Annotated in this window: 14 protein-coding genes; 7 read left to right on the top strand and 7 right to left on the bottom strand. The window is 66.5% G+C overall.

Annotated elements, in window-relative coordinates; genetic code table 11:
* Window positions 1–40: 40 nt before the first annotated feature.
* Both glgB and hexR read right to left on the bottom strand, forming a co-directional pair.
* The gene (gene glgB, locus ACM9LZ_RS16425; RefSeq protein WP_416620578.1) at window positions 41–2,257 is read right to left on the bottom strand and encodes a 1,4-alpha-glucan branching protein GlgB; all 2,217 of its coding nucleotides are present in this window, start codon (window positions 2,255–2,257) and stop codon (window positions 41–43) included.
* A gap of 99 nt (window positions 2,258–2,356) precedes the next feature.
* On the bottom strand, window positions 2,357–3,199 hold the full coding sequence (gene hexR, locus ACM9LZ_RS16430) for a transcriptional regulator HexR (RefSeq protein ID WP_416620579.1): 843 nt from the start codon (window positions 3,197–3,199) through the stop codon (window positions 2,357–2,359).
* A gap of 378 nt (window positions 3,200–3,577) precedes the next feature.
* Between hexR and zwf the strand changes: the two genes are divergently transcribed.
* The 4 genes from zwf to eda are packed head-to-tail and all read left to right on the top strand — an operon-like array spanning window position 3,578 to window position 8,267.
* Window positions 3,578–5,056, top strand: coding sequence for a glucose-6-phosphate dehydrogenase (zwf, locus tag ACM9LZ_RS16435; RefSeq protein ID WP_416620580.1), 1,479 nt, complete (start codon window positions 3,578–3,580; stop codon window positions 5,054–5,056).
* Window positions 5,040–5,744: a 6-phosphogluconolactonase gene (pgl, locus tag ACM9LZ_RS16440; protein WP_416620581.1), complete on the top strand. Its 705-nt coding sequence runs from the start codon at window positions 5,040–5,042 to the stop codon at window positions 5,742–5,744. Before zwf ends, pgl begins: the two co-directional genes overlap by 17 nt.
* Window positions 5,745–5,786: 42 nt before the next feature.
* Window positions 5,787–7,619, top strand: coding sequence for a phosphogluconate dehydratase (gene edd, locus ACM9LZ_RS16445; RefSeq protein WP_416620582.1), 1,833 nt, complete (start codon window positions 5,787–5,789; stop codon window positions 7,617–7,619).
* Window positions 7,620–7,634: 15 nt separating this feature from the next.
* A complete protein-coding gene (gene eda / locus ACM9LZ_RS16450; RefSeq protein WP_416620583.1) occupies window positions 7,635–8,267 on the top strand; it encodes a bifunctional 4-hydroxy-2-oxoglutarate aldolase/2-dehydro-3-deoxy-phosphogluconate aldolase in 633 nt (210 codons plus the stop codon).
* A 732-nt stretch (window positions 8,268–8,999) separates the two neighbouring features.
* Here eda and ACM9LZ_RS16455 read toward each other — a convergent pair.
* Window positions 9,000–9,530 carry a GNAT family N-acetyltransferase gene (locus ACM9LZ_RS16455; RefSeq protein ID WP_416620584.1) on the bottom strand — a complete coding sequence of 177 codons (531 nt, stop codon included), beginning with the start codon at window positions 9,528–9,530 and terminating at the stop codon, window positions 9,000–9,002.
* Between the two features lie 11 nt (window positions 9,531–9,541).
* Window positions 9,542–10,570, bottom strand: coding sequence for an NUDIX hydrolase (locus ACM9LZ_RS16460; RefSeq protein ID WP_416620585.1), 1,029 nt, complete (start codon window positions 10,568–10,570; stop codon window positions 9,542–9,544).
* Between the two features lie 252 nt (window positions 10,571–10,822).
* On the opposite strand from ACM9LZ_RS16460, the gene ACM9LZ_RS16465 reads away from it, so the two are divergent.
* Window positions 10,823–15,676 carry an NAD-glutamate dehydrogenase gene (locus ACM9LZ_RS16465; RefSeq protein WP_416620586.1) on the top strand — a complete coding sequence of 1,618 codons (4,854 nt, stop codon included), beginning with the start codon at window positions 10,823–10,825 and terminating at the stop codon, window positions 15,674–15,676.
* A 13-nt stretch (window positions 15,677–15,689) separates the two neighbouring features.
* Here ACM9LZ_RS16465 and ACM9LZ_RS16470 read toward each other — a convergent pair whose 3' ends face one another.
* Entirely contained in the window at window positions 15,690–16,112 is a 423-nt protein-coding gene (locus ACM9LZ_RS16470; RefSeq protein WP_416620587.1) for a YbaN family protein, read from the bottom strand.
* A 207-nt stretch (window positions 16,113–16,319) separates the two neighbouring features.
* Between ACM9LZ_RS16470 and ACM9LZ_RS16475 the strand changes: the two genes are divergently transcribed.
* Together ACM9LZ_RS16475 and ACM9LZ_RS16480 are read left to right on the top strand one after the other, a co-directional pair.
* Window positions 16,320–17,159 (top strand): isopenicillin N synthase family dioxygenase, encoded by an 840-nt coding sequence (locus ACM9LZ_RS16475; protein ID WP_416620588.1) that lies wholly within the window; start codon window positions 16,320–16,322, stop codon window positions 17,157–17,159.
* Window positions 17,160–17,261: 102 nt separating this feature from the next.
* Window positions 17,262–18,331 (top strand): IS630 family transposase gene (locus ACM9LZ_RS16480; RefSeq protein ID WP_416620589.1). Its coding sequence is split into 2 segments (ribosomal slippage): window positions 17,262–17,751 and window positions 17,751–18,331, totalling 1,071 coding nucleotides; the frame shifts between segments, so codons are not numbered across the junction.
* Between the two features lie 202 nt (window positions 18,332–18,533).
* Here the strand turns inward: ACM9LZ_RS16480 and ACM9LZ_RS16485 are convergent.
* Window positions 18,534–19,007 carry an OsmC family protein gene (locus ACM9LZ_RS16485; protein ID WP_416620590.1) on the bottom strand — a complete coding sequence of 158 codons (474 nt, stop codon included), beginning with the start codon at window positions 19,005–19,007 and terminating at the stop codon, window positions 18,534–18,536.
* Between the two features lie 133 nt (window positions 19,008–19,140).
* Window positions 19,141–19,971, bottom strand: coding sequence for a substrate-binding periplasmic protein (locus tag ACM9LZ_RS16490; RefSeq protein WP_416620591.1), 831 nt, complete (start codon window positions 19,969–19,971; stop codon window positions 19,141–19,143).
* Window positions 19,972–20,077: the final 106 nt, after the last annotated feature.

Here is a 20,077-nt window from a genome sequence, read left to right on the forward strand (position 1 = left end):
TACGGCTTTCCTTCGCCTGGAAAGCCACGCCGCCAGCCGGTCAGCCCGGCACGAAGACCAATGCGGCCAGCGGCGGCACGGTAATTTCAGCGGAGCAGGGCTGGCCGTCCCAGGGCAGGGACTGTGCCATCACGCTGCCGCCATTGCCGATGCCGCTGCCGCCATAGGCCGCGGCATCGCTGTTCAGCACCTCCTGCCAGCGCCCCGGACGGGGCAGGCCGACGCGGTAGCGTTCGCGCGGGACAGGCGTGAAGTTCAAGACCGTGACGGCCACGGCATCCCCGGCCATGCCATGCCGGCTGTAGGCCAGCAGGCTTTCATCCGCGGCCCCGCCCTTGATCCAACGGAACCCCTCCGCCTCGCAATCGCGCTCGTGCAGGGCGGGGATGTCCCGGTAGATCCGGTTCAGGTCGCGGACAAGGTCGCGCACGCCGCGATGCCAGTGGCCGCCGAACGGATCGTCCAGCAGATGCCAGTCCAACTGGCTGTCATGGTTCCATTCTCGGGCCTGCGCGAACTCCCCGCCCATGAACAGCAGCTTCTTGCCCGGATGGGTCCACATGAAGCTGAAATAGGCGCGCAGGTTGGCGAATCGCTGCCAGTCGTCGCCGGGCATGCGGGCCAGCAGCGAACCCTTGCCATGCACAACCTCGTCATGGCTGAGCGGCAGGATGAAATTCTCCGAAAAGGCGTAGAGCAGGCCGAAGGTCAGGTCGTGATGATGGTGGCGGCGGTGGATGGGGTCGCGCTGCATGTATTTCAGCGTGTCATGCATCCAGCCCATGTTCCATTTATACCCGAAACCCAGGCCGCCGGCATGGGCGGGCTGCGATACGCCGGGCCAGGCGGTCGATTCTTCCGCAATGGTGATGGCCCCGCCGCCCTGCCCCTCATCGGTGCCATAGACCAGGGCGTTCATGGCGCGCATGAAATCGATGGCTTCCAGGTTTTCCCGCCCGCCATGGCGGTTGGGCACCCATTCCCCTTCCTTGCGGCTGTAATCCAGGTACAGCATGGATGCCACGGCATCCACCCGCAGCCCGTCCACGTGATAATGACGCAACCAGAACAGGGCGTTGGCGGTCAGGAAATTCGTCACCTCGTTCCGGCCGAAATTGTAGATGGCCGTGTTCCAGTCCGGGTGATAGCCCTGGCGCGGGTCGGCATGCTCGTAAAGGTGGGAACCGTCGAACCGGTAGAGCCCATGGGCGTCGGTGGGGAAATGGCCCGGCACCCAATCGATGATCAGACCGATATCCGCCTGATGGCAGGCATCCACGAAGGCCTGGAAATCGGCCGGCGTGCCGAACCGCGCGGTGGGCGCGAACAGGCCGAGGGCCTGATATCCCCACGACCCGTCAAACGGATGCTCATGCACGGGCATCACCTCGATATGGGTGAAGCCCATGTCGCGCACATAGGGCACCAGCAGCGCCGCCAGGTCGCGCCAGTTCAGATAGGAACCGCCATCCGGGCGCCGCCACGAACCGGGATGCACCTCGTAGATCGAAAGCGGAGCATTGCGGGCATTGCGGGCGGCCCGGGCCGACAGCCATTGCCCGTCCCGCCATTCATGCCGGTCGATCCGCGTCACGATGGACGCGGTGGCGGGCCGGAATTCGGCAGCCTGCGCATAGGGGTCCGCCTTCAGCGGCAGCAGATGGCCCGCCGCGTCCAGCAATTCATATTTGTAATGCGCCCCCTCCGCCACGCCGGGAACGAACAGTTCCCAGATGCCGGCGCCCAGGCGCAGGCGCATCGGATGGATGCGGCCATCCCAGCCGTTGAAATCCCCCACCACCGAAACGCGCCGCGCATTGGGCGCCCAGACGGCGAAGCGCACGCCGGACACACCATCGATCACATCCAGATGCGCGCCCAGCTTCTCATAGGCGCGCCAATGCCGCCCCTCCCCCAGCAGGTGCTGGTCCATTTCCCCCAGCAGGGGCGGGAACCGGTAGGGGTCGTCGATCTCCCACACGGCGTCGCCACGGTGCAACCGCAGCCGATAGCCGGTCGCCTGTTCCAGCGTCAGCGTGCCGTCGAACAGGCCAGCCGGGTCGATGCGGGCCAGTTCCAGCCGGACGGCCCCGTCGGGGCCGATCACGGTCACGCGGTCCGCGTCGGGGCGCAACACCCGCAGCGCGACCCGGTCCGACCCGTCATGGAACCGGTGCGGTCCCAGCACCGCGAAGATGTCACCATGGCTGGCACCGGTGATGGCGGCGATCTCGGCGGCGGAAAGGGCAAGGGACATTGGCGGGCCTGGACAGGGAAGGGGTCGGTCTGTTTACCATATTTCCGGGGCAAGGGAGATGGGATCGACAACCGCCGCCACCCGCTCCCGTCCCGCCCGTCAGCCCCGCTGGGTCAGCCGGCGCTCGCGGATCGGCCGCTTGGACCGGGCAAGGCTTTCCGCCAGGTTCACGCCCTTGCGCAGGGCGACAGCCACCTGCAGCACGTCCAGCATGGCCAGATGCGCCAGACGGCTGACCATGGGCGTGTACATGCTGGTATCCTCCACCACATCCACCAGCAGCGACACGGTGGCCTTCTCCGCCAGCGGGGACCCGCCGCTGGTCAGGGCCACGACCTTGGCCCCGCTGTCCAGCGCCAGATCGACCGACCGCAGCAATTCCCGCGTGCGGCCGGTATGGGAGATGACCAGGGCCGCCGCGTTCGGCCCCAACAGGGTGGCCGACATGGCCTGCACATGGAAGTCGGTATAGGCGACGCAGGGGATGCCCAGCCGGAAGAACTTGTTCTGCGCATCCATGGCCACCACGCCCGATGCGCCGAAGCCGTAGAATTCCATGCGCTGCGCCGCGGTCAGGATGCTGACCGCCTGTTCCAGCGCCTCGGGATTGGTGTGGTTGCGCACACGGGTCAGGGACGCGATGGACCGGTTCAGCACCTTGGCCGCCACATCAACCACGGGATCATCGGGCCGCACCTCCTCATGCACATAAGGGGTGCCCGTGGCCAGGTCCTGGGCCAGGCGCAGCTTGAAATCCTGGAAACCGGCACAGCCGATGGACCGGCAGAAGCGCACGACGGTGGGCTGGCTGACCTGCGCCTCGCGCGCCACCTCCGCCACAGAGGCGTTGACCACCGAATGCGGGCGCTTCAGCACCACTTCGGCGATCTTCTGTTCCGACCGCCGGAGACCGGCCTGCATGCCGCGGATACGTTCAAGCACGGTCGCGCTCCCCAAACCTTCAAATCCGAAAGGGCCGCGGGCGATGCGGCGATGTAAGGGAATTACACGAAATCCATCGGGATTTGGCAAGGCCGGCATATCGGCGGTAATGGCGGGGCACGGTTGTTTCCCCCGCTTTGATCATTGCGCGTGCAAAATGCCTTTCAGAGGGCATGGAACGTAGTAAAGTTACGCCGCAGCGCAGCGTGGCGGGACGAAACATGCGCACCTTAGCCGGAATCGCTATACTTGCACGTAATGCCCGCTTGCCCCGGACTGTAATTCTGCTACATTCACAGGCAGAGGGCCGCGCGGGGTTCCGCGCGGTCGCGGCCGGAGAACGGCTGGAAAGACGAAGAAACGGGCGGGCCGGGTGCCATGGCTGATGTGATGCAGGTGAACCCCTTCGATTACGTGGTGTTCGGCGGTACGGGCGATCTCGCCCTGCGCAAGCTGATGCCCGCGCTCTACTATCGGGAGCGCGACCATCAGTTGACGGACGACAGCCGCATCGTGGGCGTGTCGCGCACCGACCAGGGCACCGCGCAGTTCCGCCAGCAGATTGCCGCGGCGCTGGAACAGTTCGTGCCGGCCGACGATATCGACCCCGCCGTGCTGGACCGGTTCCTGGGCCGCATCGCCTATGTGGCGCTGGATGCGACCAAGCCGGACGGCCACTGGCCGCAACTGGCCGAGGCGTTGAAGGACGGGGGCGAGAAGGCCCGCGTCTTCTATCTGGCCACCTCCCCGGCGCTGTTCGGCGCCATCTGCCGCAACATCCGCCAAGCCGGCCTGATCTGTCCGAAGACGCGCGTCGTGCTGGAAAAGCCGATCGGCAAGGACCGGGCATCGGCCAACGCCGTAAATGACGAGGTCGGCGCCATCTTCAAGGAAGAGCAGATCTTCCGCATCGACCATTACCTGGGCAAGGAGTCGGTGCAGAACCTGATGGTCCTGCGTTTCGGCAACGCCCTGTTCGAGCCGTTGTGGAATGCCGGCTATATCGACCATGTGCAGATCACCGTGGCCGAGAAGGTGGGCGTGGAGGGGCGGGCCGAGTATTACGACAAGGCCGGCGCACTGCGCGACATGGTGCAGAACCATTTCCTCCAGTTGCTGTGCCTGGTGGCCATGGAGCCGCCTTCGTCGCTGACGGAGGACATGATCCGCAACGAGAAGATCAAGGTGCTCCGCGCCCTGCGCCCCATCACGGTGCAGGATGTGAAGGCCAAGACCGTGCGCGGCCAGTACCGGCCCGGCGCGATCGAGGGCAAGTCCGTCCCCGGATATCCCGACGAACTGGGCAGCAGCTCGAACACTGAAACCTTCGTCGCCATCAAGGCGGAAATCGACAATTGGCGGTGGGGCGGGGTGCCGTTCTATCTGCGCACCGGCAAGCGCATGGCGACCCGCTATTCGGAAATCGTCGTGCAGTTCAAGGCCGTACCCCATTCGGTGTTCGATCGTGGTGCCGGCGAACTGACCGCCAACCGGCTGGTCATCCGCCTGCAGCCCGACGAGGGCGTGAACCTGTCCATCATGACCAAGGTGCCGGGCCCCGGCGGGTTGCGCCTGCGTTCCGTGCCGTTGAACCTTTCCTATGCCGAAACGTTCAAGGATCGTTATCCCGATGCCTATGAACGGCTGCTGATGGATACGGTGCGGGGCAACCCGTCCCTGTTCATGCGCCGGGACGAGGTGGATGCCGCCTGGGCCTGGATCGACACGATCCTGAAGGGCTGGAAGGATGCCGACCAGGCGACCGAACCCTATCCGGCCGGAAGCTGGGGGCCGCTGTCGGCCGCCCTGCTGCTGGCCCGCGACGATCGGCGGTGGAACGATGCCGAATATCAATGAGTTCAAGGCATTCGCCGACAAGCCGGTATTGGTGGCGGCGCTGGCCGACCATGTCGCCGCGACGATCGTGGCAGCCGTCGCCGATCATGGCTGGGCCTCGCTGGTCCTGTCCGGCGGCTCCACGCCGGCCGACCTGTTCGTGCGGCTGGATCGCATCGACCTGCCTTGGGACAAGGTCTATCTGACCCTGTCGGATGAGCGCTGGGTCGATCTGGACGATCCGGCCAGCAACGAGGCGATGGTCCGCCGCACCCTGGCCACGGCCGTGGCCGGGGGGGCAACCGTCGTCGGGCTGAAAAGCGTCGGTACCACGCCGGCCGACGGCCTGCCCCGCACCAGCAGCCGGCTGGCCACCATGCCACGCCCCTACGACCTTGTGCTGCTGGGCATGGGGGAGGACAGCCACACGGCCAGCTTCTTCCCCGGTGCCGCCGGCCTGGAAGAGGCGTTGACCGGGTCGCTGGGCCTGGCGGTGGCGGCCGTGGCCCCGGTCGGGGGCGTGCCGGCCCGCATCACCCTGACCCGGCCGGAATTGCTGCGCACACAGCAGGTGATCCTGCTGATAACGGGGCCCCGCAAGAAGGAGGTCCTGGAAATGGCGCTGCAACCCGGCCCCATGGAGGCGGCCCCCGTCCGCGCCGTCCTGCACCAGGAACAGGTTCCCGTTTCCATCTGGTGGGCGCCGTAACCCCCGTCCATGACCGGGCGCCCCTGAAGGAGGAAGTTCGAGATGACACAGGACGCCATCCGCCGCGTCACGGACAGGATCGTCGGGCGCAGCGTCGCTACCCGATCCAGATATCTGGAGCAAACCCGCGCCGCCGCCGGCAAGGGTCCGCGCCGCGGCACGCTGGCCTGTGGCAACCTGGCCCATGGCTTCGCCGCCTGTGCGCCCGATGACAAGGCCAAGCTGAAATCCGGGATGGAGCCGAACATCGCCATCGTGTCGTCCTACAACGACATGCTGTCGGCGCATCAGCCGCTGGAGCGCTATCCGGCCCTGATCAAGGACGCCGTGCGCAAGGTGGGGGCCGTGGCGCAGTTCGCGGGCGGCGTGCCCGCCATGTGCGACGGCGTCACCCAGGGGCAGCCCGGCATGGAACTGTCCCTGTTCTCCCGCGATGTCATCGCCATGTCGACCGCTATCGCGCTGTCGCACAACATGTTCGATGCGGGCCTGTATCTGGGTGTGTGCGACAAGATCGTGCCGGGCCTGTTCATCGGCGCGCTGTCCTTCGGCCATCTGCCGGCGGTCTTCGTGCCGGCCGGCCCCATGACGTCCGGCCTGTCCAACCCGGAAAAGGCCAAGGTCCGCCAGCTCTATGCCGAAGGCAAGCTGGGGCGCGACGCCCTGCTGGAAGCGGAGTCGCAGAGCTATCACGGGCCGGGCACCTGCACTTTCTACGGCACCGCCAATTCCAACCAGATGATGATGGAGATCATGGGCCTGCACCTGCCCGGCTCCAGCTTCATCAACCCCAACACGCCGCTGCGCGACGCGCTGACGGTGGCCGCCGCCGAACGGGCGGCGAGGATCACGGCGCTGGGTGACGAATATACCCCCATCTGCGACGTGATCGACGAGAAGGCCATCGTCAACGCCGTCATCGGCCTGATGGCGACGGGCGGGTCCACCAACCATGCCATGCATCTGGTCGCCATGGCCGCCGCTGCCGGCATCCTGATCGACTGGCAGGATTTCAGCGACCTGTCGTCCGCCGTCCCGCTGCTGGCCCGCGTCTATCCCAACGGCGTGGCCGATGTGAACCATTTCCACGCGGCCGGCGGCATGCAGTTCGTCATCTCCGAACTGCTGGACAACGGCCTGCTGCATGGCGATGTGAAGACGGTGGCCGGTGATGGGCTGGATGCCTATCGCCAGGACGCCTTCCTGGACAATCACGGGGTCGCCACCTGGCGCCTGGGCGTCCGGCAGAGCGCCGACACCAAGGTGCTGCGCCCCGTCGCCGACCCGTTCGACAGCACGGGCGGCATGCGGCTTCTGTCCGGCAATCTGGGCCGCGGCGTCATCAAGGTGTCGGCCGTGAAGCCCGAACACCGGATGATCGAGGCGCCTGCCGCCGTGTTCGACAGCCAGGACGACCTGCAGGCCGCCTTCAAGGCCGGCGCGCTGAACCGTGATGTGGTGGCCGTGGTTCGGTTCCAGGGGCCGCGCGCCAATGGCATGCCGGAACTGCACAAGCTGACCCCCGGCCTGGGCGTGCTGCAGGACAAGGGGTTCAAGGTGGCCCTGGTCACCGACGGCCGCATGTCGGGGGCCAGCGGCAAGGTGCCGGCCGCCATCCACATCACCCCCGAATGCCTGGGCGGCGGCCCGCTGGCCAAGGTGCGCGACGGCGACATCATCCGTCTGGACGCCGAAACCGGGGAATTGAACGTGCTGGTCGATGCCGCCGAATTCGCCGCCCGCACCGTGACCATGCCCGACCTGTCGGGCAATGAATGGGGCATGGGCCGCAACCTGTTCGGCGCCTTCCGCGCCGCTGCCACCGGCGCGGAGCAGGGAGCCTCCTGCTTCGCCGCACCCGCAACCACCGCCTGACCGGACCTGACCCCGATGCGCATGGATATCGACCACATTGCCAGCCTTGCCCCGGTGATCCCGGTCATCATCATCGACCGGCTGGAGGATGCCGAGCCGCTGGCCAAGGCCCTGGTGGCCGGCGGCCTTCCCGTGCTGGAGGTGACGCTGCGCTCGCCCGCGGCCCTGGATGCCATGGCCATCATGGCCAAGGTGCCGGGCGCGGTCGTCGGGGCCGGCACCGTGATCGACAAGGCGCAGGTGAAGGATGTGGCCGACGCGGGCGCCAGGTTCATCGTCAGCCCCGGCGCCTATCCCGACCTGGTGGATGCGGTGCTGGACAGCACCATCCCCTATCTGCCCGGCGTCGCCACCCCGGCAGAGATGATGTATCTGCTGTCGCGCGGCATCCATCACCAGAAACTGTTCCCCGCCACGGTGGTGGGCGGCATCGACATGCTGAAGGCCGTGGCCTCGCCCCTGTCGAAGATCCGCTTCTGCCCGACCGGTGGCATCACCGCCTCCACAGCCCCCGATTTCCTGGCCCTGCCCAATGTCATGTGCGTGGGCGGGTCCTGGGTGACGCCGGCCAGGCTGGTGAAGGATGGCAACTGGGCGGCGATCACCGAACTGGCCCGCCAGGCCGCGGCCCTGCGTCCGGCGGGATGACTTTTCACACGCCCGGTACCGCGCCCCAGCGGGGCCGTACCGGCCATCAGGGTCCTCTACGACCGCCGTTGTCCGGTCATTTCACGGCGGTCGACCTTGTGGGCGGTCGGGGTCATCCCCGGCCGCCCTCCTTTTTTTGCAGGGTCCGCCCATTTACGCGCCAGTGCCGCCCTTTTGGGCAAGGTTCATGCCGCCACCATCCCGGTCCGGCCGTCCAAGTGCCTGATCCTGAAGGCCGGGCAACCGGCACCACACTTGGCACGCGATTCGCAATCCGGTTACCCGCACATGCGGCGGAGATATTGGGCTCTCCACCGGCTGGCGACAGGCGGGCAGCATGGTGTGGAATTGGGTCCGTGGTGGGGCCCGACCCGGGTGGCGGCGTCGGCTGGCAGGTTTCCTGCCACCGGCGCCGTTTTTTTCGGCCCGGGTGCCGATCACCGGCAATACGGCTCTAATACTATTTTGCGGTGACCAGAACCTATTGGTTCTGGTCACCGCCCTCAATTGCCGGCGCCAACATTCGTTGGCTTGGCTGCACCGCACGAGCGGCGCGGCGGCCGTCGCCGCCGGACCAACTTGCGATGAGTTCTACTCATCGCAAGTTGGTATAAGCAGATTTTCCGAACGCCGCCCACAGATGGGCGGGCTCGGAAAATCTGCAAACCATGGAGTCGGCAGGTTCCTCCAGGCCAGGCCAGGCCATGTGTGGCCCGATCTGGAGGAACCTGCTTAGGCGGCCGGCGACCGATACAGCACGTGCCGGCACAGCGGATGGTCCGTCGCCAGCGACGGATGGTCGAAATCGCCATCAGCGTCACGGATCAGACCGATCCGCTCCATCACGGCCCGGCTGGCATGGTTGCCGACAGCGGTGATGGCCACGATATCGGACAGGCCTGCCTGCCGCCGGCCGAAATCAAGCGCCGCGCGGGCCCCCTCCGTCGCCAGGCCGCGCCCCTGCCATGCCGCGCCCAGACGCCAGCCGATATCGATGGCGGGGGTGAAATGCGCGTCGAACCGTGTGGGCTGCAACCCGATCATGCCGACCAGACCGCCCCCGTCCCGCAGGCACGCCGCCCAATAGCAGAAGCCCAGCCGCTGCTGATACTCCTGCTGCCGCGCGATGGCAGCAGCCGTCATGTCGCGTGTGATGGGCCCACCCAGCCAGCGACTGACGGCGGGATCGGCATTGATGGCGGCCAGGGCCTCCAGGTCCCCGTCCCGCCAGGGGCGAAGGATCAGACGGTCGGTTTCGATCATCCCCACCGGCCTCAATCCACCATGCGGACCTGCGGCAGGCCGATGCCGGCCGCCACCCGTTCCCGCAGCACGTCGCGGCGGAACCGGTGCAGCTCGGCCGGCCGCCCGCCCGTTCGGGCCTCCTGCGTGCCGGTAGCCTCCACCAGCCCGCCGGCCAGCACCAGTCGGCGGAAATTCTGCTTGTGCAACTGCACGCCCGACAGGGCCTCCACGGTGCGCTGCAGGCGGAACAGGGTGAATTGCGGCGGCAGCAGATCGAAGACCAGCGGCCGGTATTTCAGCTTGCCCCGCAGGCGGCCCAGCGCCACCGCCAGGATGCGCCGGTTGTCCTGCGCCATGGGCGACCCCATGCGGGCGGCCAGACCGGGTTCATCCAGATGGCCATTGTCCAGGACCAGCCCCAGGCGCTGGCGGATGGCACGGTCGCGCCGCGCCTCCTCCACCAGCCCGGCGCTGTATAGAAGCTCGTAGCGCTCCAGCACGCGCTCGGTGTCCCACAATTCCTCCTCCGCGAAGGTGGTGGAGACACGCTCGGCCCGGGCCGCGGCGATGGCGGTGTCCGGCGCGGCGGCGATCCAGCGCGACAGGGCGGGCGCAATGGTCCGGGTCAGGATGTCCGGCTTGCCATCGCGCCAATCCTCCCAGGGGAAGTAATCGTACCAGTCGTGCCATTCCGCGGCCCCGCTGCCCGACAGCGGCGCCTCGCGCGCCAGCGCCATATAGCCCACGGAAACTACACGCGGCCCCCCTTCCAGCTCGCGCGGGTCACGGTACTTGTCCCCGAAGGTATAGAGCTGCTCGACATAGCGTAGCGGCAGGCCGGTCTGTGCCTCCACCCAGCGGCGCAGGCCCTGTTCCAGCGTGCGGTCGCGCTCGGCCGCGAACGGGCCGAAGGGCAGCGCGTCCAGCCCTTCGGTGGCATCGCGCTGTTCGGGGGTGGCCAGATTGTGCGTCATGCGCCGCACCACCAGCACACGCGGCACCTCGTCCGTCACCGCGACGATGACGGCGGTCAGACCCAGGACGGTCGAGTCGGCCATGGGCACGGGTGCCTTTCCCCCTCTCCTGCGGTGCCGCGCTTGGCAGCGGATTCGAAAACAAAGCCGCAGTCGCTTGTAAAGCAATGGAATGCCGTATACCAGCCCATCGGCGGCATTTGCGTTTCGGTTCTCCGAACATCACCGCCAAGGCCTTTCTGCGGACACATAAATGGCGCAAGGTGCCCCGGCAAACCGTGCCGGGGCCGATCCATGGGCTCCGACAAGATACGGTGCCATAGTGGGAGATCAGTCATGGCGTTCAAGCTCGAACAGCGTAAGTCCGAGCTGTTGGAGCAGGTGGTCGCGAGGTTGCGTTCCCGCCTGTCGAAGGAAAAGGCCGGTCTGGCCGAGGCGTTTGTCAGGGCTTTCTACCGCAACGTGTCGCCCGACGACATGCTGCGGTCCACGGCCGATGAACTGTACGGTGCGGCGATTGCCATCATGCAGTTCGCCTGCATCCGGCGGCCCGGCGAAGCGCTGGTGCGGGTCGTGAACCCGCGCATGGACAGCGATGGCTGGCATGCCCACCACACGGTGGTGGAGATCGTCAACGACGACATGCCCTTCCTGGTCGACAGCGTGTCGGCGGAAATGAACCGCCGCGGCCTGACCGTACATCTGGTCGTCCACCCTGTCATACGCGCCACCCGCGATGCCAATGGCCGCCTGACAGCCATCTACACCGCCGAGGACGCACCCGCCGCGGCATTGCTGGAATCGGTGATGCATATCGAGGTGGACCAACGCACCGATCCGGCCGAGATCGAGGCCATCCGGGCCGGGGTCGCCACCGTGCTGGCCGATGTGCGCGCCGCCGTGGCCGATTTCCAGGCCATGCGCGCGCGCCTGGCCGACACGCTGGCCGCAAGCGAGCAATCCCCCCTGCCCCTTTCCTCCGAAGAAGTGAAGGAGGGCCTGTCCTTCCTGCGCTGGATGGACGAGGACCATTTCATCTTCCTGGGCGTGCGCGAATACCGGCTGGGCCGCGACAAGGATGAGGAGACGCTGGACATCCTGGGCGGTGAGGGGCTGGGCCTGCTGCGCGACGACGATGTCAGCGTCTTCGACGGGCTGCGCCATTTCTCCGCCCTGCCGCCGGAGGTCCGGGCCTTCGTGCGCCAGCCGCGCTTCATGATGGTGACCAAGTCCAACAAGGACAGCACGGTCCATCGCCGCGCGCCGCTGGACGCCATCATGGTCAAGCTGTTCAACACCAGCGGGGAGGAGATCGGCGAGCGCCTGTTCGTCGGCCTGTTCACCAGCACCGCCTATAACCGTTCGGCCCGCGACATCCCGTTCCTGCGCCAGAAGGTGAACCGCGTGCTGGCCCGTTCCGGCTTCGATCCGAGGGGCCATGACGGCAAGGCGCTGGTCCATATCCTGGAGACCTACCCGCGGGAGGAACTGTTCCAGATCGGTGATGACGAATTGAGCGACATCGCCAATGGCGTCCTGCATCTCCAGGAACGCCAGCGCATCGCCCTGTTCGTGCGCAAGGACCCGTTTGAACGTTTCGTTTCCGCATTGATCTATGTTCCCCGCGAACGTTACGATACCGATCTGCGCCGGCGCCTGCAGGCTCTGATCGAAAGGGCCTATGACGGCACCAGCACCCAGGTGAATGTCGCCCTGGCGGAAAGCGTGCTGGCACGGGTCCACCTGATCATCCAGACCACACCCGGCAAGCTGCCCGACGTGGATGTGGTCGAGCTTGAAAACCAGTTGATCGAAACGGCCCGCGGCTGGCGCGACCGGCTGACCCAGGCGCTGGTGGAGGAAAGGGGCGAGGCCACCGGCCTGGCGCTGGCCCGCAAATATGCCGGCAGCCTGCCCGCCTCCTACCAGGAAGCCTATACCCCCGATGACGCCGTGGTGGACATCGCGCGGGTGGAGCAGATCCTGTCCAGGGGCGGCATCGCGATGAACCTGTACCGGCCGGTGGAAGCCGACGCCGATCAGTTGTTCTTCAAGGTCTATCAGGCAGGCACGCCCGTGGAACTGTCCAAGGTGCTGCCCATGCTGGAGCATCTGGGCCTGCGCATCCTGGCCGAGGGCGGGCCGTTCGAGGTGGAGCTGGCCGGCGACACGCCCAACATCTTCATGCAGGATTTCGACATGCGCACAGCCGACGGCAGTGCCGTCGAACTGGACCGTGTGAAGGCCGCGTTCGAGGAGGCGTTCCTGCGCGTCTGGACGGGCCAGGCGCAATCCGACGGTTTCAACCGCCTGGTGCTGCTGGCCGGCATGGACTGGCGGGAGGTCACGGCCCTGCGCGCCTATGCCAAGTATTTGAAACAGGCCAAGTTCGACTTCAGCCAGGAATATATCGAAAACACGCTGGCGGCCCATGCCGGCATCGCCCGGCTGTTGCTGGACCTGTTCCGCATGAGCCATGATCCGGCACTGCTGACCCGGCTGGGCCGTGACGAGGTGGACACCCGGCGCAAGGGCCTGATCCTGGAGATCGACCACGCGCTGGACGATGTGTCGAACCTGGACGAGGATCGCATCCTGCGCCGGATGCTGAACATCATCCGCGCCACGCTGCGCACCAATTTCTTCCAGAAGGCCGGCGACGGCAAACCGAAATCCTATATCAGCTTCAAGCTGGACAGCGGTTCCATCGATGACCTGCCGCTTCCCCGCCCCTGGCGGGAAATCTGGGTCTACAGCCCGCGGGTGGAAGCGATCCACCTGCGCGGCGGCAAGGTGGCGCGCGGCGGCATCCGCTGGTCCGACCGGCGGGAGGATTTCCGTACCGAGATCCTGGGCCTGATCAAGGCACAGATCGTCAAGAACGCGGTCATCGTGCCCGTGGGCAGCAAGGGCGGCTTCGTCGTGAAGAACCCGCCGCCGGCCAGCGCCGGGCGCGACGTGCTGATGGCCGAAGTGGTCGAATGCTACAAGACCATGATGCGCGGCCTGCTGGACATCACCGACAACCTGCGCAACGGCGCGGTCGTGCCGCCGCATGACGTGGTGCGGCTGGACAGCGACGATCCTTATCTGGTGGTCGCCGCCGACAAGGGTACGGCCACCTTCTCCGACATCGCCAATTCCGTATCCCGCGAATATGGCTTCTGGCTGGACGATGCCTTCGCCTCGGGCGGGTCGGCCGGCTATGACCACAAGGGCATGGGCATCACGGCCCGCGGCGCCTGGGAGGCGGTGAAGCGGCATTTCCGCGAACGGGGCAAGGACATCCAGAACGAGGAATTCACAGTGGTCGGCGTGGGCGACATGTCGGGCGACGTGTTCGGCAACGGCATGCTGCTGTCCCGCCATATCCGCCTGGTCGCCGCCTTCGACCATCGCCACATCTTCATCGATCCCACCCCCGATGCCGCGACCGGCTGGGCGGAGCGCAAGCGGCTGTTCGACCTGCCGCGTTCCTCCTGGGCCGATTACGACACGACGAAATTGTCGCCGGGCGGCAGCATTTTCGACCGCAATGCCAAGTCGCTGCCGCTGTCGGCGGAGATCCGGGCCGCCCTGGACATCCAGGCCGAGCGCGTGACCCCGGCCGAACTGATGCGTGCCGTGCTGAAAGCCAAGGCGGAGCTGCTGTGGCTGGGCGGCATCGGCACCTATGTCAAATGCAGCGAGGAGACCAACGCCGACGCCGGCGACAAGGCCAATGACCCCATCCGCATCAATGGCCGCGAGCTGCGCGTCCAGGTCGTGGGCGAAGGGGCCAACCTGGGCTTCACCCAGCGCGGCCGCATCGAGGCGGCGCTGACCGGCATCGCGATCAACACCGATGCCATCGACAATTCGGCCGGCGTCGACACCTCCGACCACGAGGTGAACATCAAGATCCTGCTGCGCGACGTGATGGACAAGGGTGGCATGACGCGCGAACAGCGCGACGTGCTGCTGGCGGGCATGACGGACGATGTGGCCGCCCTGGTCCTGGCCGACAATTACAAGCAGACCCAGGCCCTGACCATCGCCCAGGCCGTGGCCGTGGAGACGCTGGAGGACCAGGCCCGCTTCGCGCGGTGGATGGAGAAGGGCGGCAAACTGTCCCGCGCGATCGAGTTCCTGCCCGATGACGAGGAGGTGGCCGCCCGCGCCAATGCCCGGCGCGGTCTGACCCGGCCGGAAATGGCCGTGCTGCTGGCCTATGCCAAGATCGACCTGTACGATCGGCTGCTGGCCTCCGACCTGCCCGACGACCCGGTGCTGGAACGCGACCTGATGCGTTATTTCCCCGACGCGCTGCGCGAAAGGTTCGGCGACGCCATCTGCCGCCACCAGTTGCGGCGGGAAATCATCTGCAGCTCCGTCACCAATGGCATGGTGAACCGCGTCGGCCCCACCTTCACCTGGGAAATGGTGGAACAGACGGGCCGCAGCGAGGGCGATGTCGCCCGCGCCTATCTGATCGTCCGCGACGCCTTCGGCCTGCGCGGATTGTGGGAAGCCGTGGAGGGGCTGGACACCAAGGTGCCGGCATCGGCGCAGACCGCCATGATGCTGTTCACGGGCCGGCTGATGCGCCGGGCCGTGCCCTGGGTGCTGGCCCACGGCGCCTATCCGCTGGACATCGCCGCGGAATGCGAGCGCCTGTCCCCCGTGGTCGGCGAACTGACGGGGCACCTGCCCGACGTGCTGTCGCCGACGGCCCTGAAATGGCTGGCGGAAACGGCGGGCAACTGGTCCAAGGACGGCGTGCCGGGCGACCTTACGCGCCGCGTCGCGGCCCTGCCCCTGCTGGCGGCCGCGACCGATATCGCGGAAATCGCGGTGGAGGTGGGCAGCGATGCCGCCGATGTCGCCAGCCTTTATTTCGATCTGGGCGACCGCCTGGGCCTGGAATATCTGCGCGAGCGCACGGCGGAGGTGAAGACGGAGAACCACTGGCAACGCCAGGCGGTCGCCGCCGCACTGGACGATCTGTTCAACCTGCAGGCCCGGCTGACGGCCCGTGTGCTGGCCCAGCCGCAGGACCAGGGCGACCGGTTTGAAAGCTGGGCCGGCCAGCGGCAGGGGCCGCTGGACCGCATCCAGTCGCTGCTGGCCGAACTGCGCACGGTGGCGCATCTGGACATCGCCATGCTGGCCGTGGCCGGACGACAGTTGCGCGGGCTGCTGGCGGGCTGATACCCGGCGGCGTTCAGGAAAGGGGCGGCCCGGCGACGGGTTGCCCCTTTTTCCTTTTCGGGGCGGGGCGCGTGGCGACGAAGGTCGCCGTGCAACACAGGATGCCGCCCACCACGACCGGCACCCAGGGGTTGGTCGCCGTCAGGAACACGATCAGCCAGGACAGGGACATGACGGCCACGGCCGCGATCTTGGCCCGGGTCGGGATGGCGCCCTGTTCGCGCCAGTCGCGCAACGGCGGGCCGAAGCGCGGATGATCCAGCAGCTTTTGCGCCTTTTCCGGATGGGACCGGAAATAGGCCCACAAGGCCACCAGCAGGAAGGGCGTCGTCGGCAATACCGGCAGCACCGCGCCAGCCATGGCCAGCGCCACGCAGACATAGCCAAGCGCCATGTAAAGGGGCCGCCAGCGGCTTTTTTCCTTCGGCTCGTTCATCCCGCCCGCCGCCAATCGCAAATCATTCGCAACATTTTGGCCTGGAAGGCGGATGGATGGCAAGGCTCCCCTGGCATCGGTGGCAGGTTATCGCACCGGGAGATAACCCGGCCGGGATGGCCGCACGCTATTGACGCCCGGCGGGGCTGCGTGATGATAGGGGGGCAACCATGCACCAAGAACCGCCAACACCAGGGCACATCCCCCATGTTCAACATCGCCACCGTGGATTTCCAGGCCCCCGACGCCGCCGGGCAGTTCACCCGTTCCATGCATGAGACGGGCTTCGCCGTGCTGCGCAACCATCCGATCGACACCGCCCTGATCGGGGAACTGTACAAGGTCTGGGCCGGCTTCTTCGCCGGTGACGACAAGTTCGACTACCGGTTCGATCCGGAAATCCAGGACGGCTATTTCCCCTTCAAATCGGAAAACGCCAAGGACAGCGCCGTCAAGGACCTGAAGGAATTCTACCATGTCTATCCGAACCGCCGGCTGCCGCCGCCAGTGAAGGGGGCGACGGACCGCATGTATGCCGACCTGCGGACCCTGGGCGACACCCTGCTGGGCTGGATACAGGCCAATGTGCCGGCCGCGGTGCGTGACGCCTTCTTCGAGCCGCTGCCCGGCATGATGCAGGGCTCCACCAGCACGCTTTTCCGCATCCTGCACTATCCGCCCATCGGCGAGGGGTATGAGCCGGGGGCCGTGCGCGCCGCCGCGCACGAGGATATCAACCTGATCACCCTGCTGGTCACGGGCAGCGAACCGGGGCTGCAGGCGCAGGACACGGCGGGCAACTGGCATGACGTGCCATGCGATGCCGGGATGATCGCCGTGAATGGCGGCGACATGCTGAAACTGGCGTCCAACAACTACATCCCGGCCACGCCCCACCGCGTCGTGAACCCGCCGCCCGAGCATAATGTGTCGCGCTATTCCATGCCCATGTTCCTGCACCCGCGGCCCGATGTCCGCCTGTCGGCCGACCTGACGGCGGGTGCGTTCCTGGATCAGCGCCTGCGGGAGATCGGGTTGAAGAAGTAATACCAACCCGCCGATGAAGTGACTCTCGTTGTGATATGGGAGATTCCCCTGACAGCGTGGCTGTGATTCCCTTATCGCGCATTTTGAGCGTTGGGGGTGGCGATGTCAGGGGCAATCAAGATTATCCGTGAAGGTTCGGATGCGGCGACGCTACGTCGGGAGGCGGTGGGGAGCCGGGATGCGAATGTGGCCCGCCGCCTTTTGGCGCTTGCCCTGATTGCGGAAGGCAAGACGCGGGAGGAAGCGGCTGCGGCTGCCGGCATGGATCGCCAGACGTTACGGGATTGGGTGCACCGCTATAACGCGGAGGGGATAGCCGGCCTGGCGGATCGTCGATCAAAGGGCCGGCCTGGGATTTTGTCCGCAGAACAACTGGAAGAGCTTGCCAGTTGGGTGCGCCAGGGCCCCGACCCGGAGAAGGATGGCATCGTTCGCTGGCGTTTGAGTGATCTGGCGATACGGATTTCTGATCGCTTTCACGTGGCAATCGCCGAAGGAGGGGTGGGCAAGATCCTGCACCGCCTGGGCTTCAGCCACATCTCAGCCCGACCGCGTCACCCGGGTCAGGACACGCAAGCCCTTGAGACGCATAAAAAAACTTCACCGCGCTGGTCGCCGCGGTGATCCCGGAGCACGCAAGCGGCAAGCCTCTGGAATTGTGGTGGCAGGACGAGGCCCGCGTCGGGCAACAGGGAACGCTCACCTACGCCTGGGCCGACAAGGGCAGCCGGCCCCGCCAGTTGAAGGACACCCGCTATAGCTGGGCCTATATCTTCGGCGCTGTCTGCCCGGCACGCGATGTCGGTGCCGCCCTGGTCCTGCCCCGTGCCAACGCAGAAGCAATGAACAAGCATCTGGCTGAAATCGCCACTCAGGTCCAGCCGGGAAGCCACGCCGTTCTCATTCTCGACGGGGCCGGATGGCACCAGACAGGCGGAAGACTGAAGGTCCCCGATACTATCAGCATCCTTCATCTGCCACCCTATTGCCCCGAACTCAATCCCGTCGAAAATATCTGGCAGTACCTGCGCCAGAATTTCCTCGGAAACAGAATATTCAATGATTACAACGATATCGTTGATGCCTGCTGCAACGCATGGAACAGCCTCATCGCACAAACAGGGAAAATTCGACAAATCGCTTCAAGGCAATGGGCAACGGTCAATCATTAGGGAGATTGGTATAATACTATTTTGTGGTGATCAGAACCTATAGGTTCTGATCACCACCCTCAATCGCCGGCGCCCACATTCGTGGGCATGCGCCGGCGCCAACATTCGTTGGCTTGGCTCCGCCGCACGAGCGGTGCGGCGGCGGTCGCCGCCGCACCAACTAGCGATGAGTTCTACTCATCGCTAGTTGGCATAAGCCCTGTCAGCCCGTATGGAATTCCGGCAGGGCTTCCACGGGGAAATTCACCGACCGCGCGATGAAGCATTTCTCATGCGCGGTATGGTGCAGGTGGCGGGCCTTTTCCACATCGCTGCCGGGCGCCAGGGTCACGCGCGGGCGCAGCAGGACGCGCGTGAACTGCCCCTCCCCGCCCGGCAGTTCGCTCATCCAGCCTTCCGCCCGATCCTCATAGGCCGTGACGACGATACCGGCCCCCGCACACAGGCCCAGATACCAGAGCTTGTGACAGGCCGACAGCGAGGCGACCAGCAGATCCTCCGGGTTCCAGCAGGCCGCGTCGCCGCGGAAGCCAGGATCGGAAGAACCCTGGATGGCGGGCTTGGCCCCCGCCTCGATCCGGTGGGCACGGCTATAGGCGCGATAGCCGCTGGTCCCCGTCCCCTGATTGCCGGTCCAGGTGACGGTGACGGCGTAGTGATGTTCCTTGCCGGACATGCAGGACCCCTTCCCCTTGGTTCAGGGCGCGCCCGTCCGCAGGATGGCGGTGGTGGCGCCGCGCCGGCATGGTAACGCCCGCCGGCCCCGGCGTGCGGGGGCAATTGTGCAGGCCAGGACGGTGCCGGCCGCATCAGGGGCGGAAACGGTGCCCGCGCGCCGCCACCTCGGTCCGCATGTCGGGCAACGGCTTGTTGCGGGCCAGGATATCCGCATAGGCGGGACCGGCCAGCACCCGTTCATAGGCCGCTTCGAACATCCGCCGTTCCAGCGACGCGGCGAAGGGGCGGGAAAAGCCCATGTAGGAACGCTGGGCGGAGAGCGGCTGACCCGCCGGCAGCAGGCGGCTGCCCGGGCGCTCGGCCTGGAACCGGGCCACGGCCCGGGCATGGGCCGCCACCGCATCCAGCCGCCCCATCAGAAGCAGGTTCAACGCCAGGTCAACGGTCCGCACGATCTCCAGCACCGTGCCCGGCCGGCGTTCCAGGTCGCCCCCCACAGCCCAGCCCAGCGGGACGCCGATCAGCCGTGGTTCCTGTGATGGCAGGGGGGCGTCGCCCGGCGGCACCGACCGGAACAGCCACATCTGATCGACATAGAAATATTCCTGGCTGAACACCAGCCAGGTCGACCGTTCCGGCGTGTAATAGGGGCCGATCAGGATATCGGCCGCCGCCATCTCCACTTCCTTCTGGGCGCGCGGCCAGGGATATTGCTGGAACCGGCACTGAAGGCCGGCATCCCCGCAGGCCGCACGGGCCAGTTCGGCCCCGATCCCCCGCTCGCATGCCGGCCCGTCCGACACGAAGGGCAAGGGGCCGCACACGATTTCGACGGCAGGCCCTTCGGTCACAGGCTGCGGGCCGGCCCCATCCGGCGCCCCGGCAACGGTGGCCGGCTGCAACAGGATCGCCGCCAGCAGGACGGCCGGAAGGAACCGCCATGGGCGGCCGGGGACACGCATCAACGACACCTGCCATGAAGGGTGGTGGGAAATGGCGGGGCCCGCAGATGGCCGGACAGGTCCGAAGCCCGGCCGACGGATTGCAAGCCTATGAAGTTCCCGGCCG

It is taken from the genome of Niveispirillum fermenti (genome assembly GCF_048066175.1).
GTDB classification, from domain to species: Bacteria; Pseudomonadota; Alphaproteobacteria; order Azospirillales; family Azospirillaceae; genus Niveispirillum; species Niveispirillum fermenti.